Here is a 22,896-nt window from a genome sequence, read left to right as displayed (position 1 = left end):
CCCACCTCAAAAGATTGGACAATCGGACGATAACCTTCTGATAAGTTTCACGAAACAATCAGCGGGTACTCATTTCACACTGATTGAAGTCTTACTACTATACAAGGAGAAGGGTTGATGATGAGAATTAAACGATTTTTATTATTGTTTATTATCACTATATTTATAATCTATCCGTTCAATGCTGTGGCAGCTAGTACTCCAGCAAAGGATGAGGTAATCTATACAACATTATCATCTAGTGGTGAAGAGTTGGATATGTATGTGGTGAACAGTTTTGAGGTAAAGGAACCAGGAGAATTCGTTGATTACGGCGAATATTCAAGTGTTAAAAATCTAACAGATCTATCTGATATCTCAAATGAGGGAGATGAAGTTTCCTTCACGGCTTCAGAAGATTCCTTTTATTATCAAGGTAATTTGGATAATAAGCCATTACCTTGGGAGTTTTCGATCAGATACCAACTGAATGGCAAAGAGTTGGAACCGGAAGAAATGTTGGGACAGGATGGTCATTTTAAGTTGGAAATAGAATCGTCAGCAAATGAGGATGTTGATCCAATCTTTTTTGACAATTATTTAGTGCAAATCTCTATCACTTTGGATGGAGGATTGTATCAGAATATTGAGGCGGAGGAGGCAACAATCGCCAATGCCGGAAAAAATAAACAAGTGACATTTACGGTAATGCCAGAACAAGAAGAGAACTTTCTTTTGGAAGCTGATGTGACAGACTTTGAACTAGAAGCTATCGAAATAACGGCAGTTCCATCCTCGATGTCGATTGATTCCCCAGATATTGATGGGGTAACAGACGATTTTGAAACATTAGCTGATGCAACAGCAGAAATAGATAATGGAGTAGGCGAACTAGTTAATGGGATTACCGAACTAAATAGCGGTGTTTCCAGTTTAAGAGAGGGATCAGGTGATTATCAAGAGGGTATCAATCAAGTCAGTGATGGCTCAGATGAGCTAATGAGTGGTAGTCAATCGATTAATCGTGCTCTCCAAACCATGAAAGATTCCATTGATCAAGACGTGGAAGCTGGAGATTTTAGTACTTTGCAGGATGGTCTAAAGCAAATGGCAGAAGGCTTAAAAGATGCAAGTGAAGGTTTGACTGAATTGCAGCAAAATTATGAGAACGCCTATCAAGCAGTAGAGGATGCAATAGATAATATCCCAACACATCAGATTTCAGAGAAAGATATAGAAGCTTTAGTCCATAGTGGAGCTGATGCAGAAGTAATTGATAAATTAGTTGAAACATACGAGGCAGCTCAAACAGCAAAAGGTACCTATCAACAAGTGAGAGAAGCTTTTGCAGCAGTATCCCCAACCCTTGAAGAAGTAAGCAATGCACAAAATGAAATAGCAACTTCTTTGGAAACAATAGCTGATCAAATTGCGGCAGCAAGTGAAGGAATAGATATTCAGGAAGGGTTAAAGGAATTGCAAGAAGGACTAACTGCTTTATCAGACAATTATACAGATTTTCATGGAGGACTTGAAGAATATACAAGTGGTGTTGAAGAACTTTCTCATGCATATCAAGACCTTCATAATGGCATTGTGGAACTAGAAGATGGAACAGCTGAATTGGAGGATGGAGCAGGCGAGTTGCATGAAGGGACAACAGAATTAGCTGACTCGACTAGTGATCTACCTGACCAAATGCAGGATGAAATAGATGAAATGATCAATGACTATGATAAGTCAGATTTTGAAGCTGTATCATTTGTTTCCGAAAAAAATGAAAATATACAGTCAGTTCAATTCGTGATTAAAACAGAAGGTATTACCAAAGACGAACAAGAAGAGGATGAAGAAGTGGCAGAAGAAGAGAAAAGCTTCTGGCAACGATTAGTAGATCTTTTTAAGTAAATGGGTGGAGACAAAAGTGGCAGGAATCTTCCTGTCACTTTTTTTGTAGCAGAGAAACGAAGCATGAAAGTTGCCTTGTTGGCATTCATAGTTCAACTTTTGCAATAGAAATCAGGAGCTATCATAAGCTTTTTTGTTTTCTTTTTATTTAAAACTAATTACACTAAAAGAAAGGAGCGAAGAATGATGAGATTAAGTGTTTTAGATCAAGCACCAATATCTAGAGGAGATACACCTGAACAAACGTTAGCAAATACACTGAAACTTGCCAAATGGACGGAGAAACTTGGTTATCACCGTTATTGGGTCGCAGAACATCATAATACCAATGGGTTGGCAAGCTCATCACCGCAAATTATCATGACAAGGCTAGCTTCCGAAACTAATAACATTCGAGTGGGATCTGGTGGCGTTTTATTACCACAATACAGTCCATATAAAATAGCAGAAGACTTTAAAACGATGGCAGGATTCTTCCCTGAGCGAATTGATTTAGGTGTTGGCCGTTCACCAGGCGGTTCGCAGTTAACTCGATCTGCACTGACTGATAATCAAAACAAAAGCTTAAGTGATTTTCCACGTCAGCTTACCGATTTACAAGGTTTTTTGCATAATTCATTACCACGAGAGCACGAATTTCGCTTGGTGAAAGCAGGTCCCAGAGTGGACAAAGTTCCACCGATATGGGTATTGGGGTTGTCAGAACGAGGGGCAACAAACGCTGCAGAACTTGGAGTCGGATTTGTTTTTGGCCATTTTATCAATCCTGCTAATGGTGAGCAGGTAATGCAGACTTATCGAGAGAACTTTCAGCCCTCTGTTACAATGAACCAACCTAAAACAATAGTATGTATTTTTGTGGTGTGTGCTGAAACAGAAGAAGAAGCAGAAGAATTAGCCATAACACAGGATAAATGGCTCCTTAGTGTTGGAAAAGGAGCAGACACGAAAGTCCCATCACGGGAAGAAGTACGCAAAAAAACATTTACACAAGAAGAGCTCGATATAATGAAGGAAAACAGAGAGCGCTGTATCATCGGAACACCAACTAAAGTAAAGCAAGAACTGACACGTTTGCAACGTGTTTATCAAACAGATGAATTTATGATGATCACGAACATTTACGATTTCGAGGCAAAGAAGAAATCCTATCAGTTAATAGCAGAAGAGATCCTGTAATGAATAAAAGAGAAAGTGGCAAATAAACCACTTTCTCTTTTAAAACTTATCAGAAAGTAGATAAGTCATTTAACGGAGGTATGCTTTATGCTTGCAGAAAATCTGGGTCTTCGTAGCTTGGGTTAGGATACTTGTAAAAGCCTTCACCTGTGGCTGTCCCTAATTTGTTTTGATCAATATATTCTGTTTTAAGATAATCTGCTAATATTGCTGCCCCTTTATCACCAGTTTTTTCTGCTTTTTGCTTCACAATATTATAGGCAGTATTAATTCCTACTACATCAAGTATTGCAAAAGGTCCTTTTGGTGCTCCGGTCCCAGCCATCCAAGTTTTATCAATTGTTTCAGGATCGGCTATTCCTTTAATAAATAAGCCTTGAGCAGCATCTAATAGCGGTACTAATAATGAATTAAGAATATATCCTGGTTGTTCTTTATGTAGTGGTAAAGCGATCATCCCAATCTGTTTCGCGAAAGCAATTACGTCTTCGAATACTTGCTCATCCGTCTGTTGATGTTTCATAATTTCGGCAGTATTATTTAACCAGATTTCATTAGCGAAATGAAGTGCTAGAAATTTATCAGGTCTGCCTGTTACTTCTGCAAATTGACTTGGCAAAAGTGTAGAAGTATTTGTAGCAAAAATAGTATTTTCAGGAGCAACCTGTCCAAGTTCCTGATAAAATGTATTTTTAATTGTTATTACTTCTGGAATTGCTTCAATAACCAGGTCAGCTTCAGCAACAGCTGACTTTAAATCTGAATAGAAAGCAATACGATCAAAGGCAGCATCTACTTCAGATGCTGTTGCATTTAGATCTGTTTGGTAGCGAGCTTTTAGTTTGGTAATGCGATCCTTTGCTTGATCTACGGCATCCTCATTAATGTCGTAAACTACTACATTTAATCCGTGGAATGCAGTTTGAAAAGCGATTTGACTTCCTAAAACCCCTCCGCCGGCAACGGTAATGTTTTGATATTGTGTCATATTTCTCCATCCCTTCCGTGATTACTCATATAAAATGAAATATTACTAAGTGGTGATCAATAACCCTCACCGACAGTTAGTAAAACTTATCAGCGTGTTAGCTCACCTCTCCTATTTGTGATTTGCAGACAATGAGCACATTGATAAATCTTCTTATTATTATGACACAATGCTATACAGTTATTCAAATGAAAATGGGTAATAAGTATTGAATCGATTTTCCTTTATAAAATAAAAGGTAATCCAATAACATAGATAAAAATCCATGGATAAAAAAATTAACCATGGATTGCTTATTTAGTATAACTTAGTTGGCAATATGATATTCTTCCATTTGGATGCACCTTGTTAACTCATTCAATGCTTTCCTCGCATTCTCTCCTTCAACAATTATTTGTAGTTTACATTTTGGATTCATTGTTAACGAAAAAGAAACCAGTTTTGGCAGATTTTCAAGTGTAATAGTTTCATAATTTATAACGAGATAGATATCACCATGATACCTTTTTTGATAAGTATGTATAGCTAGCAACTGCTGGATTGTTAATCTTTCATGCAGATAAATGTCTTTTGATAAAAATTCCTTCATGTTGCATCCTCCTTTTTGTGTTATTTATATATAACACGAATGCTATTAGTTAAAACGTTTGTGGATGTTAAAAAATGATAACAAATATTACAAAAGATTTGCGGTTCCCAAAAGGTCATTTACTATAACTCTTCTATTAATTTTTATATAATAAATGGAAGGGAGGGGTTGTCATCGAACAGCAATTACATAATCCAACAGGAAAAAAACGTATCGGCTTAGCTTTTCTATTAGCGATGTTATCCATGTTAGGTCCGTTTAATATTGATATGTATTTACCAAGCTTTCCACAAATAGCAGATGATCTTGGAGCCAGCGCCTCACTAGTTCAATTAAGCTTAACAGCCTGTCTATTAGGCTTAGCTTTTGGACAGTTAGTAATTGGGCCGATTAGTGACTCAGTTGGAAGAAGAAAGCCGATTCTATTATTTATTTCGTTATTTTCAGTCTTTTCTCTTGTTTGTGCATTTGCTCCGAATATTACAGTTTTAATTGTAGCGAGATTCTTACAAGGCTTTACTGCTTCTGCTGGTGTTGTTTTATCTCGGGCGGTAGTACGGGATGTCTTTAATGGAAAAGCATTAACGCAATTTTTTGCCTTATTGATGGTAATTAATGCAACAGCACCGATGATTGCTCCAATCTCAGGTGGTGCAGTATTATTAATGCCATTTGCGACATGGCATACGATATTTGCTTTTTTATTTTTATTAGGTGTTATGATGGTAGTAATTAGTGCGCTTAAACTGCCGGAAACATTACCAGAAAAAAATCGGAGACCAAGTTCTATTGGTAGTTCATTAAAAACAATGGTTGCTTTATGGAAGGATCGGTCATTTATTAGCTATGCAATCGTTGTTTGCTTTGTTCAGGGCGGGACATTTGCCTATGTAGCAGGGACACCATTTGTTTATCAGGATCTATATCATGTGTCTCCACAAGTATTTAGTATTCTTTTTGGAATCAATGGATTGGCAATCATTTTTGGTAGTTTTCTTGTCGGTCGATTGAGTAACCATTTCCCAGAAAGAAGCCTATTGAGAACAGGTGTTATCATGTCTTTAACAGCAAACACGATATTATTATTAGCGACAATTTTCCATTGGCCTCTTTATATGTTAGTTATTCCTTTGTTTATTCATTTAAACGCAGTCGGGATTATCTTAACAAGTAGCTTTTCTCTTGCAATGGAAAATCAAAAAGAGCGTGCAGGAACAGCAAGTGCATTACTTGGTATGCTGCCTTTGTTAATGGGGGCAATAGTTGCGCCAATCGTAGGATTGGATGAAACAACTGCTGTACCTATGGGGGCAGTACTGTTTTGCAATTCTTTTATTGGAGCCATTATTTTTTTATTATTTACGAAACAAAAAAGATGAGTTGTACTAAACAACTCATCTTTTTTTCTAATATTCTACTTTATCAGTAGTCATTTCCCATAATTGAAAAGGAAGCTTATCGCTATTGCAATTCAAGTGTGTCATCGCTAGGCTTCTGTCTTCCATGTTTAACGATATTTGATCATAGATATATTGATCATCAAATCCAATCTTTGCTGCTTCTTCTCTTGAGTTGAAATAATAAACCGCTTTTGGTCGAGCCCAATAAATCGCTCCTAGACACATTGGACATGGTTCACAACTTGTATAAATTTCACAATCTGTCAATTGATAATCATTTAAATTTTTGCACGCATCTCGAATGGCGCTAATTTCCGCATGTGCCGATGGATCATTAGTTGTTGTGACAACATTCGTTCCTTTACCTACTACTTTCCCTTCTTTAACGATTACTGCTCCAAAAGGGCCTCCGTTTTTGTTCTCTACATTCTCATAAGCAATTTGTAAAGCGTACTTCATAAATTCTTCTTTCATTTTGTTTCCTCCTAACATTCTAGTAACCATCATATAGTAATTGCATTAAGAATAGGATTCATTTGTAAGATCTTGTAACAAAAGAATAATAGAATGCGTTGCTTATTTGTTACTTTAGTAGTGTTATAAAAGGCTTACCAATGGAGTGGAATAATTTACAGGCATCGACATCTAACTTATAATTATAATAATTTAATTGAAATATTATAGGAAAATTGTAGAAATATTGTTCGTTAAATAGTATAATATGTTTAGAAAGGATATAGAAATGAAAAATACACATAGATACACAAATCTATTGAATGAAGAAAAAAGAACAACAGTATGGTTTTTGTGGTTGTTTTATACAATCTATTTCGGGTATGAGCTGATATACTTTTATATTTTACCTAAAATGCCTTGGGATATTAATACAATTGGCAATAAAAATAACTTAGATCTTATAACATACGCTGTTGTTTTAGTATTATTCCCTGTTGCTTATTATTTGCTAAAAAGGAATAAGCCATATTCAATAAAATATCTCTTTTTTATATCTTATACGCTTACAAATTTAATTGTAGAATTAATATTCTACATCGGTAATAATCAATTCTATTCAAATGGCAATATTGTAGAAATCGTTATTATTATCTTCTCACCAATATTTGTAAATAAGTCTTTCTTTTATTTGGTATCTTTTGGAACTGTTTTAAAATTTCTAGTTGTAGGAATTATACTGAATGATTTTGTTGTAATTATCCCGTTATTGTTAATAGTAATATTATCGATTGTAGCTTGTATCCTCTTATTTCGCTTTCTAGGGTACGTAGATGCATTAAAAAATTCTTATGATAAACAGTTAGAAGGTATTGTAAAAGGTGTAATTGCTACATTAGAGTTAAAAGATCCATATACTCGCGGTCACAGTGAGCGAGTAGCAGAATATGCTCATATATTAGTTAAGGCTACTGGTAAGTTTAGTAGTGAAGAGCTTAAATTCTTTTATTATGCTTGTTTACTACATGATATTGGAAAAATAAATATTTCAGATACAATTCTGACTAAACCAAGTAAGCTTACTGATCAAGAATTTAATATAGTAAAACAGCATCCGAAAGTTGGAGCAGAAGCTGTGCAATCAGTTGAAGGAATAGGAGAGTACATAGCAGTAATTGAACAACATCACGAAAGATGGGATGGAAATGGATATCCTTATGGACTTAAGGGTGAACATATTGATTTTTTAGCGAGAGTGGTGTCAATAGCAGATGCTTTTGATGCAATGACGTCTTCACGATCTTATCGAAAAGCATTGCCTCTTGATGTAGCCTATAGGAGTATTATTGAAGGAAGTGGTACTCAGTTTGACCCAGCCCTTGTAAATATCTTTAAAGAAGTTTACCCAGACTGGGTTCGTTATCACAATAACTATCATGATATTTCAGATAAATACTAATTTAGCAAAGGAGGTTAGTGGCCAATGAAAATCAAAAAATTGAATAAAATCAAAGCAACTTGCTGGTGGTGCCCCTTTTATAATAACTGGTAAGAAAACTTTATATGGATACTATGAACATAGTATCCTTTTTTCTTTTAATGAGGGGGGATTACTCTGGAATTAACACTTGAATCAAAGATAATCTTACAACTTCTTAAAATAAGAAAAGACAAAAACCATTATATAGTTGAAAATGCGGAAACTGGTGAATTTTTTGAAATGCCGAAAATATGTATTGAAGCAATCGATAAAATTAATAATCGTGAACCACTGGCTATCATTGAAGAGCAATTAACGGAAAAATACAAAGAAGAAGATGTTGATTTACTAGATTTTTTACAGCAATTAATTGATTTAGGGCTTGTAAGAGAGGTCAATGGTAAAGAAGTAATCTATCATAAAAAAGATCAGTCTGCAGCGGGTTTTACTCGTATCTCACCTACTTTTGCGTTATTATTTTTTAATCGATTTACTATCCCAATATTTATTATACTTATTTTGTTCAATGTTGGTATCTTTGCTTTCTACACTGATTTGCTCCCAACTTATACAGCTATATTTATATTCGATTCCATGGTGTTAAACATTTTGACTTATATGCTGATATCATTAATTATAATCATATTGCATGAATTCGGTCATATTTTAGCGATAAGATCCTTTGATTTACCTGCAAAGGTGCAATTAGGTAACCGTTTATTTTTGATCGTTGCCGAAACGGACTTAACAGCTGCTTGGAAGCTTCCGACTAAACAAAGAAATCTGTTATTTTTAGGTGGGATGTTCATTGATCAATTAATACTCATAAGTGTATTAGTGGTCAAATTGACTGTATCGATCGATCACTATATTATTAATGGAATTTTAACCTTAGTAGTTTTTGATATTTTTATCAAAACCATTTATCAGTGTTGTTTTTACATGAAGACGGACTTATATTATCTGCTAGAGAATAATACCGGCTGTTATAATTTAATGGAGAACGGAAAAAATTATATGGCAAAATGGGTACCATTTATCAAAGAAGATAAAACCACTACTACTTTTGAAGGCGAGGAAAAAGTAGTAAAGCTATATGGTGTGTTCTCCTTAATAGGGGTCTTATTAACAATGGCTTTGTTCGTTATATATTTCATTCCACAAACGACTTACTTAATGGTAAATATATTGCCAAACTTAATGAATCCATCCGGTAATCCATATTTTTGGGATGCATTAGTAATCGTCGTTCAATTCATCTTGATGATAAGTTTATTAATTTATTCCATGAGAAAAAAGAGGAAATCTTCCTCTGTATAATAACTCTTCTAGAGAATTAAAAAAATCGAGCAGCAATGCTCGATTTTTTTAATAAAATACAACCTCATTGATGACTTTCATTTCTTCATGTTCCAACATATTTTTAGGCACCACTTTCGTTATTTCCTTCGTCATATTATTAGAGATAATTTCTGCTTCTTCTTTATTTCCAACGATTACAATCTTCTTCCAACCTTTATCTTTTGCTATTTTATCAAGTGTAGAAGCGATGCTTTTATACCAACGGTAGCGGTTTGCATTAGAACGAGCTTCATATTGTTCCACTCGTGTATTTTTACCTCCAGAACCCATCGATGGCTGAGCCCTGTGTGGTCCGGTTTGTTCTCGCCAATCTTCCGTATTTAGATCTAGTTGATAATATTTAGTATCTTTTAAAATGCCGAATTCAGTGTCCAAAATTTTTATTGTTTCTTTCTGAGTAAGGATGATACCAGTTTCAGGGAACTGTTTGGCCATTTGCTTGATTTGGTCTAGCTTTGGAGTTTCCTCCCAATTAAATTCTGTTTTAACTGGTATTTGAAATTTTTTAGCAAACCAAACCGATTTGTCACCTGTGGCAAAAATCACCACACTTTTTGCCAAATCTTGTTCATTTTCATGCATATACTGCTCAACCATTTCTTTTACTGCCCAATAATTTCGTTTTTCCTCACTGTTCCCGTCTTTCTGTAAATAATTTTCGAAACCTTCCAATCCATTTTTCAAGTGTAATTTCCATTCCCCACCCTGTTGATCTGAGTCAGATCGGTCAGTGTTCAAATACATACTTAACACACGCTGAGGCTTTTCTTTATATACTTTTTCTAATTTTTCTAGCTCTTTGTGAATATTCATTAAAAATACAGCACTCCTTTACAGTAAGATATTCTCTAGTTATCCTCTAACCGTTTTCTATCTTATTAAACATAAATCATCTTAATTGAGTATTAATACTCAATTACATGCAGGATTAATAAAACCCTGCTGTAAAAGGCATAATAAGGAAAGAATTTCCTGGGAAATTTCTAAAAGAAATGATTTTTATCTTTAAAGGAGAGGGCCATATGTGTGGACGATTTACATTAGATACTTCGGTAGAAGTCCTAGAAAGTGAATTGGGTATAGTACTCACAGAAATTCAACCGAGTTATAATATAGCACCTACACATCAAGTGCTCTCCATTGTAGGAACGAAAGAGGGAAGAAAAGCTGGTTACTTACAATGGGGATTAGTACCAAGTTGGGCAAATGATTCTAAGATAGGAAGTAAAATGATCAATGCAAGAAGCGAAACAGTTGACGTTAAACCTTCATTTAAACGGTTATTAACACGTAGAAGATGTTTAATTGTAGCAGATAGTTTTTATGAATGGAAAAGAAAGGCTGAAGGTAAACAACCATATCGAATCACAGTCAACGATGGTCGTCCTTTCACATTTGCGGGACTATCGGATCGTTGGGAACAAGGTGGTCAGAAACTTGTTACGTGTACAATCTTAACAACGAAGCCAAATAAACTGATGCAATCGTTGCATGATAGAATGCCCGTGATTCTGCAAGATAATGAGCAGGCAAAATGGATCGATCCAAGGATTGATGATAAAACTTTCTTAAAAAGCCTACTTGTGCCATTAGATTCTTCGATCATGAAAGCCTATCCTGTATCAAAGAAAGTGAATAATCCAGCTAACAACGATAAAGCTTTAATAGAGCCTATTTGAGGTTGAGACAAAAAGAAAGTGTTTCGTCTAAAAGCCACCAATATGCTAATAGCGCGTAGGAAATATACATAACTTCTGTGGAAAAGCGCAGTGTGAAGACCCCGCGGAAAAAGTGAACTTTTTTTCGAGGAGGCTGAGGACAAGTCCACGGAAAGCGAAGTATATTTCCGAAGCGGGTCTTCGCACCATTTATGTTCGGAATTTGCTGGATAAAAAAATCCTTTTGTCTCAGTTTAGTAAAAAGATTTTTGTGAAGAAAGCAATAAAAGGAAGATTTAGTCTGGTCATCAAGAAAAGGTGATTGTTAACCAATTATAAACAAAATGATTGACTTTATATACTATAGGGGGGTATAGTATGTTTAAAGATAACGAAAGGATATGATGATCTTGAAGGAATCCTTGCATAAACACCCAAGCAAACCACGGTCAAAAGATGAAATCCAAGCTACTGTTAATCGATTAAAGCGAATAGAGGGGCAGGTTAGAGGAATACAGAAAATGGTCGAAGAGGACCGTTATTGTGTAGATATTCTAGTGCAAATTAGTGCCATTAATGCAGCTTTAAAAAAAGTAGGCTATTCGATAACAGAAAGGCATATCAAACATTGTGTCAGCGATGCAATTTTATCTGGAGAAGGTGATGAGACGATTGAAGAGTTGATGGAAGTGATGAAACAATTCTCCAAGTAGATTTTCCTTAGTGGGTTTTATGGATTAGTAAGGGGGGAACGATCATGAGTAAGGACAAAAAAGTAACTTTCAATATAACAGGTATGACATGTGCAGCTTGTTCCAATCGGATAGAAAGAGTACTGAATCAAATGGACAGTGTCAAGGCACAGGTTAACTTAACAACGGAGAGAGCAAGTGTTTCCTATAACCCAGATAATGTTCAAGTGAATGAAATTCAAACAAAAATAGAAAAACTGGGCTATGGAGTTCAGACAGAACGGGTCGATTTCGATGTGTTTGGTATGACATGTGCAGCTTGTTCTAACCGTATAGAAAAAGTATTAAACAAACAACAAGGAATACAGCATGCAACAGTGAATTTAGCAACGGAGAGTGCATCTGTCGAATATAACCCTTCCATTATTGAAGAAGCGGACGTGATCAGTCGCATTCAAAAACTTGGCTATGATGCCAAACGTAAGGCGGATACAGAGCAACAAGCTTCTCAAAAAGAGAAGCAACTTCAACAAATGAAGCATAAACTGATTGCTTCGACAGTATTGACCTTGCCGCTATTCGCAACGATGCTCGTGCATTTATTTAATATAAATATTCCCAGCATCTTTATGAACCCTTGGTTTCAATTTGTTCTAGCTACACCTGTCCAATTTATTATTGGATGGCAGTTTTACGTAGGTGCTTTTAAAAATTTACGAAACAAAACAGCGAACATGGATGTACTAGTTGCGCTTGGTACAAGTGCTGCCTACTTTTACAGTGTTTATGAAATGTTTATGAGCAGCATGCCACATCTATATTTTGAAACAAGTGCAGTGATCATTACATTAATTTTGTTTGGAAAATATTTGGAAGTAGCTGCCAAAAGTAAAACAACGATGGCGATTTCAAAGTTACTTCATTTACAAGCGAAAGAAGCACGAGTGATACGTGACAACGAAGAAGTAATGGTTCCAATCGAGCAAGTTGAAGTTGGCGATCAGTTAGTCGTAAAGCCGGGTGAAAAAATACCTGTGGATGGTATTGTTATCAATGGCCAGACTGCAGTAGATGAATCAATGATAACAGGGGAATCGATCCCCACTGAAAAAATAGCGGGAGATACAGTTATCGGTTCGACAATGAATAAGAATGGCTTGGTAACAATGGAAGCGACAAAAGTCGGGAAAGATACTGCGTTAGCTTCTATTATTAAAGTAGTAGAAGATGCTCAAGGATCAAAAGCACCTATCCAACGTTTGGCAGATGTGATCTCTGGTTACTTTGTGCAAATAGTTGTAGCGATTGCGGTCATTACGTTTCTTATCTGGATGACACTTGTATCACCAGGTAATATAGAGGCAGCATTAGTAGCGACAATAGCCGTACTAGTAATTGCTTGTCCTTGTGCTTTAGGATTAGCTACACCGACATCTATTATGGTCGGTACCGGAAAGGCTGCTGAATCAGGCATCTTATTTAAAGGCGGGGAACATCTAGAAAAAACACATAAGCTTGACACGATTATCTTTGATAAAACAGGTACTTTAACGAAAGGAAAACCAGAAGTAACAGACTTTATCGGTGATGATATGGCGTTACAATTGCTGGCCAGTGCCGAAAAGGGCTCAGAGCATCCTTTAGCAGAGGCAATTGTCACCTATGCGGAAGAAAAACAACTGCCGTTAAACAAAGCAGACTCATTTGAAGCAATACCGGGGCATGGTATTAAAGCAAAAGTGAATGGAAGAAAAATTGTGGTAGGAAATCGGAAGCATCTACGTGATAACGGGATTGAGACCAAGGACAAAGAAGAAACATTAAGAAATTATGAGCAACAAGGGAAAACGGCAATGCTAATAGCTATTGACGGATCACTTAGTGGAGTGATAGCAGTTGCAGATACCATAAAACCTTCTGCAATCGAAGCAATCAAGCAATTAAAAGCTCAAGATTTGCAAGTAATTATGCTAACAGGTGATAATCTAACAACTGCACAAGCAATTGCCGAACAGGTTGGTCTTGATCAGGTTTATGCAGAAGTATTACCAGAACAAAAAGCTGATAAAGTAAAAGAAGTCCAGTTACAAGGTAAAACGGTTGCAATGGTTGGTGACGGTATAAACGATGCACCAGCATTAGCTATATCTGATATAGGGATTGCGATTGGTACCGGTACAGAAGTAGCAATTGAAGCAGCTGATGTTACTATTTTAGGTGGGGAATTATTGTTGATTCCGAAAGCTATTAAACTAAGTCATGCAACCATTCGAAACATTCGACAAAACTTATTCTGGGCATTCGCCTACAATAGTGCAGGTATACCAATTGCTGCAGCTGGATTATTAGCGCCGTGGATCGCCGGGGCAGCAATGGCATTCAGTTCTGTAAGTGTAGTAACAAATTCACTTCGATTGAAGAGAGTAAAAATATAAAGGTATAAACAAAGAAAAGGGGAGATATAGATGAAACAAACTAGATTAAAAGTAGAAGGAATGACATGTGGCCATTGTCAAGCATCTGTGGAAGGTGCACTACAAGAATTAGCGGGTGTGACCAAAGCTGAGGTGAATTTAACAGAAGGAATAGTAGATGTTACCTACGATGAACAGAAGGTAACAATTGCTGCTATGGAAGATGCGGTCGAACAACAAGGATATGATATTGGTTAAGAAAATGAAGGTAGTTATCATTGTGATAGCTACCTTCATTGATTCAGTTGCTTTACTTTTTTCTTTTTTTCAATCATTAATTCATTTAAAGCCCTTACAATTCTTGCCCTCTCATCATTTGAAATATTTGTGAATTTGACACCATATGATATTCGGTTGGAATACTTGTGTTTTTCTTTTCGGATGATTTCCCCCATAAGCGTAAAATTATAGGATTTTATTGACAGTATTGTTTGAATGAGTACTTTTTTATCAATGGGAATATTGAAATTACTGGAAAATTTAAAACCACCAGCACTCATATTTTCTATATCGCCGTAAAAATATTTATTCTCAAGCATTGAAAGTTGAGGGTTTTCAAATAAAACCAGTTTAATATAGCAGTTTTTTTCGTTCATACCAATACGAAAATCATTTCTAGCGTTCTCTATGCTAACATCCTGAAATTGTTCATAGTTATCAGTAACTTTTGCTTTTTTCTCTTCTCGGTAGTAAAGAAAATAAAGGAATGAAAGGATAACAAGTGCAACAGTTGAAAGAATAATTATCAGTAATATAATTAATTCGATTAGAATAACCTCCTTTTTGGTCAAAAAGTATCATAATACTGAGAGCTGGAGAAGTTAAATGAGGGTCTTTAGACTCAATTATGTATTCGACGTTATAGTCCTAATCTCCTTCATGAAACGGAATTAAAATTTAGTAAAAAAAATAGCGATGGAGGAGTCAATGCTCCTCGTATCGCTATTGTAATTCTTGTAGCATTTCGTCAATTGCAAAAGCTACGCCATCTTCTCTATTCGTTTTTGTTATGTAATTACATGCTTTGATAATTCCCGGTTCAGCATTTCCCATAGCAACCCCGCGTCCAGCCATTTTTAACATCGACAGGTCATTATAATTATCACCGATTGCCATTACATCCTTCATTTCAATTCCTAATTGTTTGGCGAATTTTTCTAATGCTAGACCTTTTTGCGCGTTAGGGTGGTTAAATTCAAGGTTAGATTCACCTGAGGAAGTAATAGCAAGTTTTTCATCGGATTTTAATTCTTCATACACTTTTTTAATTGTTTGATTATCTAAAGAAAAGGCTAATATTTTATATACCTCAATATCTTCTCGAAAGAAAAGCTGATCAAAATCCTCAGTTATCGTAATTTCTTCTTCTTGGAAGCGCTCGGTCGCTCTTTTACGAAGGGTTTCTGAATCAGCGTCTGGAAAAGCTGTTTTGTTAATATCAACCATTACCTCTATAAATTTATCACGACTTTCAGAATAACCACCTTTATTAGTAAATACTTCAAAATACATTCCGTGTTGTTGACATGCTTGCTGAATAAGCTTACACGATTCTTTGTCCAAAGGAGAGGTAGATAATATATCTCCAGCTACATTATGTACTTTTGCACCATTTAAACAAATAATCGGACATGATAGCATTGCTTCATCTAGTGGCTTTTTGGCAGCGTTGTAAGATCGTCCTGTTGCGACAACAATCTCAATACCCTCTTCTTTTGCACGTAGTATTGCTTTTTTATTCTCTGGACTTATCGAATGGTTTGCATTTAATAATGTTCCATCTAAATCAGTTGCGATTAATTTCATTTTGCTGTCCCCCATGTATGATTTGTTTCTTTATATAGGTTAATGATACAGGAGGAATGTATTCATGTCTCGTTAAAAAATTGTTAATTAAGAAAACAAAATTTATGATTGACAGCTAATTCCTGTCGTATTGAATGGAGAAAAATATGAGATGAATATAGGTCCTTTACCACGCACGCCATATAGAGAAGGAATAAGGAAGACGATCTCTTCTTACAGAAAAGCTAATGAATGATGTTGTTTGATATATGGCATATGAAAAAATGGCCACTAAAAATGGCAAAGTGGCCATAATCTTTTACAAGAGTTGCATAGTAGTAATACATGTACCATCCTCTTCAAAGGTAGAGATTTCAGATTCAGCAACTTTTCCGTTATATACAATCTTTGCATGATAATGTTGATTACGAGGTAACCATAAATCAATAAATCCGTTATCAAATGATTCAATCGTTTCGTCTATAATGACAGTACCTTCAGCATCTTCTATATAAACATCAAATGAAGTATTGGTTAATTCCCCCTGGCAGCCTGTGAGACTGTGGTTTGTACATGGATGTGTTTCATCTATAAACGGTGCAATCGAAACAAAAAACTCATCATCTGGTAATGGATAACTTGTTTGATTTCCATCCAATTCTTCGATTATTAAGTCGGAAGAAGTAATGGAAGCAGTTTTGGCATCTTTTTCATCAATGCTGTATTGATAAACAAGATTTTTTATGTCTTCATGTGATAGTTCTTCAGTTTCTTGCTCTAGATTATTACTGCAGCCTGCAACGATTAATGCAGTGAACAAAAATAATAATAGTATTTTTGGCTTCATATGTATGCACTCCTTAACTTAAATACTGGTATCATTATAGCATTGATGATAATGCCAAAATACATTTCCTCTGAAGCGGACACAATATTGACAAAAAAGAAGCACACCTGATCGCTTTCAGGTGTGCTTTTTGTTCAATCTCCATTAAATATAGAGTTTTTTACTATTACATAATCCACAGTACGGATAGCATTCAACGTTGTTCCGCCTGCATAAGAAATGGAAGATTGGAGGTCTTGCTCCATCTCTGTTAGTGTATCTTGGAGTGAACCTTTATACTCCACATACATTTTTTTACCTTCGACGTTTTTCCTTTCACCTTTTTGATATTCAGAGGCAGAACCGAAGTATTCTTTGTACAATTTTCCGTTTTCTTCTACCGTTGTACCTGGAGACTCCTCATGTCCAGCAAACAGCGAACCGATCATGACCATTGATGCTCCAAAACGGATAGATTTGGCAATGTCACCGTGTGTACGAATCCCACCGTCTGCAATAATAGGTTTTGTTGCAGCTTTGGCACACCATCTTAATGCAGCGAGTTGCCATCCTCCAGTACCAAATCCTGTTTTTATTTTCGTAATACATACTTTACCTGGTCCAATTCCTACCTTGGTTGCATCTGCACCTGCGTTTTCTAATTCTCTGACTGCTTCTGGCGTACCGACATTACCAGCTATAACGAAGCTATCTGGTAAATGCTTCTTAATATGTTTAATCATATCTATTACAGCATTAGAGTGTCCATGTGCGATGTCAATCGTAATGTAGTCTGGAACGAGAGCAGCATTAGCAAGTTCTTCGATAAAACGATATTCTTCGTCCTTCACTCCGACACTAATGGAAGCGATTAAGTTCTTTTCCTTCATAGATTGAATGAAATCTTTTCTTGTTTCTGGTTCAAAACGGTGCATCACATAAAAATAATTACGCTCTGCTAAAAAAGTAGCAATCTTTTCATCAATAATTGTCTGCATATTGGCTGGAACAACCGGCAAACGGAATGTATGCTTTCCAAATTGAATGGAGGTATCACATTCACTACGGCTTCTTACGATACATTTGTTAGGAATTAATTGAATATCTTCATAATCAAATACATTTTCCATTTATATCACTCCTAAAGACGAACATTTTTTGATTGAATCGTTATAATCATTCGCCTTAGGTAATATAATATAGATAAAGAAATTTGTCAATAATAAGGATCAGTTAAATCTATATAGACTAAAGGAAAGTGTATTAGAAAGAAGAAAGAGGCTCACACAAAAGTCTTGTGAACCTCTATCTTTATTCAATACACGCACCCGGTTGATTATAACTGTAAAGGAATATATATATGGAAATTAATTAAAAAAGCAATAAAATATCGGCAATTTAGAAATATAAATAGCTAAATAGTTGAAAACTTCTGGTGTTATAGCAGTTAAAACTAGCTTCATTTTCACAGTTTTAGTAAAATAAAAAAAAATAGTCATGAGGTGTTTCTATGGTACATAACTCTCCGGAAGTGGAAGCAGCTATTAAATACATAAAAGCGAATTTACATGAAGAAATCACACTCCAAAAAGTAGCCAAGCACGTAGCGTACAGTCCCTATCACTTCTCAAGAATATTCAAAGATCAGATTGGTCTGCCGCCACACTACTATTTATCTGCTCTTCGACTACAAAAAGCCAAAGAACTACTGATCCATACAGATTTAACGATAAGGGATATCGGAATGGAGATTGGCCAACATAGCCTTGGTACTTTTACTACCCGATTTACACAAAAAGTAGGAGTGTCACCTTCTGTTTTTCGTCAATCGGAATCGAGCGTCACACAACACCTTCAACAAATTCAATTAAAACGTGCAAAAGCTTTTAATCCCTATAGAAATATTTCTCAAACCGTAAGAGGAAAGATTACATCACCTTCAGAGATAAATGGTATTATATTAATAGGTTTATTTTCTAAGCCGATTCCAGAAGGTTTACCCTTGTACGGAACCATTCTTGAATCAGTAGGAGACTTTGTATTCGAAAATGTGAAAGCAGGTACCTATTATTTACTTTCCACTACTGTTAATACGGGAATGAAGAGTTCTGAAATATTATTAACAGAGTCGACACTTAGAGCAAAACTAGAAGAGCCTGTTATTGTTCAATCTCATCAAGAAACGCCACACTTAAACGTTACATTACGCCTACCAAGAATAGATGATCCACCAGTTCTAATTTCAATTGGTTTATTGATGCAGCAACATTTATCATCTGAAATAGAATATAGCAATATATAAGAAATCATCAGGTTAATCATTAGATATAATTTTAAACAGGAGGTGCAAGTATGATTAAGAATATGCATGTTTATTTAGTAACGAATGGTGATGGTCAGGAAGCAGTGAAGTTTTATCAAGAAGCAATTGATGCTGAAATCATCAGTGTACAGACTTTTGCAGATCTTCCAAATCAAGCAGAAATGGGGATAGTGGAAGAAGGGAAGGATCGTATTTTAAATGCTCATTTAAGAGTGGGTGAAACCGATTTTATGCTGTCAGATACAATGCCAGGACAACCATATCAATTGGGAGATCAAGTTAACGTTGCGCTTGTTATAAGTGATAAAGCAACAACGAAGCGAGTTTTTGAAAACCTCTCAAAAGGTGGCAATGTTGTCATGCCATTGCAGGAAGTGTTCTGGAGTCCTTTATACGGTCAGGTGACAGATAAATTCGGGGTTGCTTGGCAAATATCTACACATGAATAAACAAAAGAGCTGATCGATATTTTGTAAAATTAGCTCTTTACCTGTCTTTTACTAAGGATGAACCTTGTTTTATAAAGAATAACTAGTGTACATTTTAAAAATATATGATATACTACACATTGTGCAAAAAATTACATACAAATCTGCAGATAAAAGCAGGAGAGGTTCTAGCTACACCCTCTATAAAAAACTAAGGATAATCATGCCATGCCTTAGGTGTGATTTTTTTGTTTTTGGGTGTTTTATAGAATTCTCTTTTCAATGTGAAAGGGGATTTTTTTATGGATAAAAATAATCGAGCAGTGGTTGTCTTTAGTGGTGGTCAGGATAGTACGACATGCCTTTTTTGGGCGTTAGAAAAGTTTGAGCATGTGGAATTAGTGACCTTTGATTATAACCAGCGTCATCAAGCGGAAATAGAGATAGCGAAAGAAATTGCTACAGAGCAAGGTCTTAAACATCATATTTTGGATATGTCATTGTTAAATCAATTGGCACCAAATGCTTTGACAAGAGATGATATTGAAGTTGCGGATGGAGAAGATGGTGAGCTTCCCAATACGTTTGTTCCAGGAAGAAATCTATTATTTTTATCCTTCGCAACGATTCTAGCAAAACAAATTGATGCGAAACACATTATTACAGGTGTATGTGAAACAGATTTTAGCGGTTATCCCGATTGCCGAGATATCTTTATTAAATCATTAAATGTCACCTTGAATTTATCGATGGATGATGATTTTGTTGTGCACACCCCATTAATGTGGCTCGATAAAGCAGAAACATGGGAATTAGCAGATCAACTAGGAGCTTTTAACTATATCCGAGAAAACACATTAACTTGCTATAACGGTATCAGAGGAACAGGATGTGGAGATTGTCCAGCCTGTCACTTAAGACAAAAGGGATTAGACACCTATTTAGCAAAACGTAATGGAGTGAATCAATAATGTATGGCTTTCGAATTGTCGATGATTTACAGAAAATAGATCAGGACATTAAACGTAATCAATTAAAATATCACCAAAAACGTGTGCTGGTTAGTAAAGAATTTACCTTTGATGCTGCACATCACCTTCACTGTTATGAAGGAAAATGCAAAAATCTACATGGACACACATACAAAGTAGTGTTTGGTATTAGCGGTTTTGTCGATGAGATAGGGATCGTGATTGACTTTGGTGAGATCAAACAAATTTGGAAGGAAAACATTGAAATCCATTTAGATCATCGCTATTTAAATGAAACATTACCAAAGATGAACACGACAGCAGAAAATATGGTGGTTTGGATTTTTGAGAAGATGGAAGAAGCATTAAAGGATTTACCGAATCAATGCCGGGTAGAGTTTGTCCGCTTATTCGAAACCCCAACAAGCTATGCAGAAGCTAGACGGGAGTGGATGATCAGTGAATAAGCTACCTGTTTTGGAAATATTCGGGCCAACTATCCAAGGAGAAGGCATGGTAATTGGCCGTAAGACGATGTTCGTTCGTACTGCTGGGTGTGATTATAGCTGTGCATGGTGCGATTCTGCTTTTACATGGGATGGCAGTGCAAAAGAAGATATTGTCAAGATGACTAGTGAAGAAATTTTCAATCGATTAAAAGAAGTTGGTGGCGATCAGTTTGATCATGTGACGATTTCAGGCGGGAATCCGGCACTTCTTAAACATGTAGGTGAATTAATAGATTTGTTACACTCGAATGAGATCGAGGTTGCACTGGAAACCCAAGGAAGTCGTTGGCAGGACTGGTTTGTGGAAGTAGACGACTTAACGATATCTCCAAAACCTCCAAGCTCCAAGATGAAAACCAATTGGAAAGTGTTAGATGATATGTTGGCGCAACTAGACAAATCCGGACGTCTGACCAAAACGAGTTTAAAAGTCGTTATTTTTGATGAATCTGATCTGGAATATGCCAAATATGTTCATAATAGGTATCCAGGCGTAGCTTTTTTCTTACAAGTAGGAAATGATAATTTGGAGGAAATAGAACCGAGTGAAATTGCTGATCATTTGTTAAGGAAATATGAATGGTTAATTGAACAAGTGATGAAGTCAAGTGATTTAAATGGTATCCGTGTGCTTCCACAAATTCATATATTGGTATGGGGGAATAGAAGAGGTGTTTGAAAACAAACAAAGGCGTGCAATTTTAGGCGCGTCTTTGTTGGTTTGGTTGCTAGATTACCTTTCCAGTCGCCACTTCAACAGATTATTTTCTGAACCTATTCTATCAAAATGTAATTTTTCTAGAACTCTTATTGATGGAATATTGTTATCCTGACATTCTGCAATTACTTGATGTACATTTTCAAAAGTAAATGCCCATTGGATAATTTCCGCTACTGCTTCCGTTGCATAGCATTGCCCTTGTGCTGAAGCTGCAATTCCATAACCTACTTCAACGCTGTTAGTTGAATTTGGCTTCCCTTTAAATCCTATATCTCCAATAACAATGTCATTTTCTTTCTCCATTACAAACCATACACCCCAACCGAAAGGTGAAGGGAAGGTCTTCTTTAAGTGCATCTAGATACATTTGAATATGAGAGCCAATTTCATATTCTTCTGATGTGGAAATAAGTGATAATGATTCTTCTGTACAAGGGATGATTCTTAGTCTTTTTGTTTGTAACTCCATTATTTTTCCTCCCGTTTTATAAGTATTTTATCTTTATGAATAGAAGAAAGTTAGCTTCAACCTTTTAAGTGGGTATAGCTTTCGTTTACTAACAATGGGCAAAATTATTCTACATTTAGCTTATGATAGAATTGTCTTATCTTATAGTATAGGAGTTGTTTAGCTTGGAAATTCGTTTAGTGAAAAGTTCGGACTATCAGATCATTTCCCCCTTAATGAACGACTGGTGGGGAGGTAGACAAATGTCTGATATGTTGCCGAAATTATTTTTTGTACATTTCAATAATACAAGTTTTATCGCAGAAAAGGATGGAAAAATCGTTGGTTTCTTAATTGGCTTTTTATCCCAATCTTATGCTAATGAAGCATATATTCACTTCGTCGGGGTTCACCCTGAGTATAGAAAGTATGGGATAGGAAAACAACTTTATCATCGGTTTTTTAAAGTGGCTCAACACTATAATAGAACGATCGTTCGCGCTGTCACCTCACCAGTGAATAAAGTATCCATCGTTTACCATGAAAAAATGGGGTTTGAATTAGAACAAGGCGATAGCGTAGTAAATGGTGTGCCAGTTCATACCAATTATGATGGTTCCGGTCAAGGTAGAGTGTTATTTAAAAAATATGTTGGATAATTTATTGCTCATTGTATGAATATACTAAATGGTGTATTATTATACAAAAAGGGGGTAGAAATAA

The 22,896-nt window shown here is 35.7% G+C and carries 25 protein-coding genes and 1 riboswitch; of the genes, 15 read left to right on the top strand and 10 right to left on the bottom strand.

Annotated elements, in window-relative coordinates; all coding sequences use genetic code 11:
- The first annotated feature begins 117 nt into the window (after positions 1 to 117).
- The gene (locus ACTNEP_RS00450) at positions 118 to 1,887 is read left to right on the top strand and encodes a YhgE/Pip domain-containing protein (RefSeq protein WP_441159573.1); all 1,770 of its coding nucleotides are present in this window, start codon (positions 118 to 120) and stop codon (positions 1,885 to 1,887) included.
- A 186-nt stretch (positions 1,888 to 2,073) separates the two neighbouring features.
- Positions 2,074 to 3,066, top strand: coding sequence for an LLM class flavin-dependent oxidoreductase (locus ACTNEP_RS00445; protein WP_441159572.1), 993 nt, complete (start codon positions 2,074 to 2,076; stop codon positions 3,064 to 3,066).
- Positions 3,067 to 3,151: 85 nt separating this feature from the next.
- On the opposite strand, the gene ACTNEP_RS00440 is transcribed toward ACTNEP_RS00445, so the two are convergent.
- Together ACTNEP_RS00440 and ACTNEP_RS00435 are read right to left on the bottom strand one after the other, a co-directional pair.
- Positions 3,152 to 4,054 carry a 3-hydroxyacyl-CoA dehydrogenase gene (locus ACTNEP_RS00440; RefSeq protein ID WP_441159571.1) on the bottom strand — a complete coding sequence of 301 codons (903 nt, stop codon included), beginning with the start codon at positions 4,052 to 4,054 and terminating at the stop codon, positions 3,152 to 3,154.
- A gap of 307 nt (positions 4,055 to 4,361) precedes the next feature.
- Positions 4,362 to 4,643 (bottom strand): hypothetical protein, encoded by a 282-nt coding sequence (locus ACTNEP_RS00435; protein WP_441159570.1) that lies wholly within the window; start codon positions 4,641 to 4,643, stop codon positions 4,362 to 4,364.
- A gap of 173 nt (positions 4,644 to 4,816) precedes the next feature.
- Here ACTNEP_RS00435 and ACTNEP_RS00430 point away from each other — a divergent pair, with 173 nt between their 5' ends.
- The gene (locus ACTNEP_RS00430; protein ID WP_441159970.1) at positions 4,817 to 6,022 is read left to right on the top strand and encodes a Bcr/CflA family efflux MFS transporter; all 1,206 of its coding nucleotides are present in this window, start codon (positions 4,817 to 4,819) and stop codon (positions 6,020 to 6,022) included.
- A gap of 27 nt (positions 6,023 to 6,049) precedes the next feature.
- Here ACTNEP_RS00430 and ACTNEP_RS00425 read toward each other — a convergent pair whose 3' ends face one another.
- Complete coding sequence (locus ACTNEP_RS00425; protein WP_441159569.1) at positions 6,050 to 6,517, bottom strand: nucleoside deaminase; 468 nt, start codon at positions 6,515 to 6,517, stop codon at positions 6,050 to 6,052.
- A gap of 268 nt (positions 6,518 to 6,785) precedes the next feature.
- Here ACTNEP_RS00425 and ACTNEP_RS00420 point away from each other — a divergent pair, with 268 nt between their 5' ends.
- Both ACTNEP_RS00420 and ACTNEP_RS00415 read left to right on the top strand, forming a co-directional pair.
- The gene (locus ACTNEP_RS00420; RefSeq protein WP_441159568.1) at positions 6,786 to 7,955 is read left to right on the top strand and encodes an HD-GYP domain-containing protein; all 1,170 of its coding nucleotides are present in this window, start codon (positions 6,786 to 6,788) and stop codon (positions 7,953 to 7,955) included.
- 261 nt (positions 7,956 to 8,216) lie between these two features.
- Positions 8,217 to 9,296, top strand: coding sequence for a PqqD family protein (locus tag ACTNEP_RS00415; protein ID WP_441159567.1), 1,080 nt, complete (start codon positions 8,217 to 8,219; stop codon positions 9,294 to 9,296).
- 48 nt (positions 9,297 to 9,344) lie between these two features.
- Here ACTNEP_RS00415 and ACTNEP_RS00410 read toward each other — a convergent pair whose 3' ends face one another.
- The gene (locus tag ACTNEP_RS00410) at positions 9,345 to 10,151 is read right to left on the bottom strand and encodes a VLRF1 family aeRF1-type release factor (RefSeq protein ID WP_441159566.1); all 807 of its coding nucleotides are present in this window, start codon (positions 10,149 to 10,151) and stop codon (positions 9,345 to 9,347) included.
- Between the two features lie 209 nt (positions 10,152 to 10,360).
- Between ACTNEP_RS00410 and ACTNEP_RS00405 the strand changes: the two genes are divergently transcribed.
- The 4 genes from ACTNEP_RS00405 (at position 10,361) to copZ (ending at position 14,360) form a co-directional block, all read left to right on the top strand.
- Positions 10,361 to 11,017: an SOS response-associated peptidase gene (locus ACTNEP_RS00405; protein WP_441159565.1), complete on the top strand. Its 657-nt coding sequence runs from the start codon at positions 10,361 to 10,363 to the stop codon at positions 11,015 to 11,017.
- Positions 11,018 to 11,406: 389 nt separating this feature from the next.
- Positions 11,407 to 11,709, top strand: coding sequence for a metal-sensing transcriptional repressor (locus ACTNEP_RS00400; RefSeq protein WP_441159564.1), 303 nt, complete (start codon positions 11,407 to 11,409; stop codon positions 11,707 to 11,709).
- 44 nt (positions 11,710 to 11,753) lie between these two features.
- Positions 11,754 to 14,123: a heavy metal translocating P-type ATPase gene (locus ACTNEP_RS00395; RefSeq protein ID WP_441159563.1), complete on the top strand. Its 2,370-nt coding sequence runs from the start codon at positions 11,754 to 11,756 to the stop codon at positions 14,121 to 14,123.
- Between the two features lie 30 nt (positions 14,124 to 14,153).
- Positions 14,154 to 14,360: a copper chaperone CopZ gene (gene copZ, locus ACTNEP_RS00390; RefSeq protein ID WP_441159562.1), complete on the top strand. Its 207-nt coding sequence runs from the start codon at positions 14,154 to 14,156 to the stop codon at positions 14,358 to 14,360.
- Between the two features lie 35 nt (positions 14,361 to 14,395).
- Here the strand turns inward: copZ and ACTNEP_RS00385 are convergent, their stop codons facing one another.
- The 4 genes from ACTNEP_RS00385 to guaC form a co-directional block, all read right to left on the bottom strand.
- On the bottom strand, positions 14,396 to 14,953 hold the full coding sequence (locus tag ACTNEP_RS00385) for a PilZ domain-containing protein (protein ID WP_441159561.1): 558 nt from the start codon (positions 14,951 to 14,953) through the stop codon (positions 14,396 to 14,398).
- Between the two features lie 151 nt (positions 14,954 to 15,104).
- Positions 15,105 to 15,968 (bottom strand): Cof-type HAD-IIB family hydrolase, encoded by an 864-nt coding sequence (locus ACTNEP_RS00380; protein WP_441159560.1) that lies wholly within the window; start codon positions 15,966 to 15,968, stop codon positions 15,105 to 15,107.
- A gap of 298 nt (positions 15,969 to 16,266) precedes the next feature.
- Complete coding sequence (locus tag ACTNEP_RS00375) at positions 16,267 to 16,794, bottom strand: CueP family metal-binding protein (RefSeq protein WP_441159559.1); 528 nt, start codon at positions 16,792 to 16,794, stop codon at positions 16,267 to 16,269.
- Between the two features lie 134 nt (positions 16,795 to 16,928).
- Positions 16,929 to 17,903, bottom strand: coding sequence for a GMP reductase (guaC, locus tag ACTNEP_RS00370; RefSeq protein ID WP_441159558.1), 975 nt, complete (start codon positions 17,901 to 17,903; stop codon positions 16,929 to 16,931).
- 380 nt (positions 17,904 to 18,283) lie between these two features.
- Here guaC and ACTNEP_RS00365 point away from each other — a divergent pair, with 380 nt between their 5' ends.
- The 5 genes from ACTNEP_RS00365 (at position 18,284) to queE (ending at position 21,683) form a co-directional block, all read left to right on the top strand.
- Complete coding sequence (locus ACTNEP_RS00365; RefSeq protein WP_441159557.1) at positions 18,284 to 19,075, top strand: helix-turn-helix domain-containing protein; 792 nt, start codon at positions 18,284 to 18,286, stop codon at positions 19,073 to 19,075.
- A gap of 50 nt (positions 19,076 to 19,125) precedes the next feature.
- A complete protein-coding gene (locus ACTNEP_RS00360) occupies positions 19,126 to 19,545 on the top strand; it encodes a VOC family protein (protein WP_441159556.1) in 420 nt (139 codons plus the stop codon).
- Between the two features lie 155 nt (positions 19,546 to 19,700).
- Positions 19,701 to 19,745, top strand: a riboswitch (PreQ1 riboswitch).
- Between the two features lie 81 nt (positions 19,746 to 19,826).
- Positions 19,827 to 20,495, top strand: a complete 669-nt coding sequence (queC, locus tag ACTNEP_RS00355; protein WP_441159555.1) for a 7-cyano-7-deazaguanine synthase QueC — start codon at positions 19,827 to 19,829, stop codon at positions 20,493 to 20,495.
- Positions 20,495 to 20,962: a 6-carboxytetrahydropterin synthase QueD gene (gene queD / locus ACTNEP_RS00350; RefSeq protein ID WP_441159554.1), complete on the top strand. Its 468-nt coding sequence runs from the start codon at positions 20,495 to 20,497 to the stop codon at positions 20,960 to 20,962. The genes queC and queD overlap by 1 nt, the downstream gene beginning before the upstream one ends.
- Positions 20,955 to 21,683: a 7-carboxy-7-deazaguanine synthase QueE gene (gene queE, locus ACTNEP_RS00345; RefSeq protein WP_441159553.1), complete on the top strand. Its 729-nt coding sequence runs from the start codon at positions 20,955 to 20,957 to the stop codon at positions 21,681 to 21,683. The genes queD and queE overlap by 8 nt, the downstream gene beginning before the upstream one ends.
- Before the next feature lie 54 nt (positions 21,684 to 21,737).
- Here queE and ACTNEP_RS00340 read toward each other — a convergent pair whose 3' ends face one another.
- Positions 21,738 to 22,028 carry a GNAT family N-acetyltransferase gene (locus ACTNEP_RS00340; protein WP_441159552.1) on the bottom strand — a complete coding sequence of 97 codons (291 nt, stop codon included), beginning with the start codon at positions 22,026 to 22,028 and terminating at the stop codon, positions 21,738 to 21,740.
- Entirely contained in the window at positions 22,012 to 22,194 is a 183-nt protein-coding gene (locus ACTNEP_RS00335) for a hypothetical protein (protein WP_441159551.1), read from the bottom strand. The genes ACTNEP_RS00340 and ACTNEP_RS00335 overlap by 17 nt, the downstream gene beginning before the upstream one ends.
- A 164-nt stretch (positions 22,195 to 22,358) precedes the next feature.
- Between ACTNEP_RS00335 and ACTNEP_RS00330 the strand changes: the two genes are divergently transcribed.
- Positions 22,359 to 22,832, top strand: coding sequence for an N-acetyltransferase family protein (locus tag ACTNEP_RS00330; protein ID WP_441159550.1), 474 nt, complete (start codon positions 22,359 to 22,361; stop codon positions 22,830 to 22,832).
- Positions 22,833 to 22,896: the final 64 nt, after the last annotated feature.

It is taken from the genome of Gracilibacillus sp. HCP3S3_G5_2 (genome assembly GCF_052063305.1).
Taxonomy (GTDB): domain Bacteria; phylum Bacillota; class Bacilli; order Bacillales; family Amphibacillaceae; genus Gracilibacillus.
The sequence above is the reverse complement of the archived record's forward strand: the minus strand, read 5'-3'. Positions and strand labels throughout refer to the sequence as shown.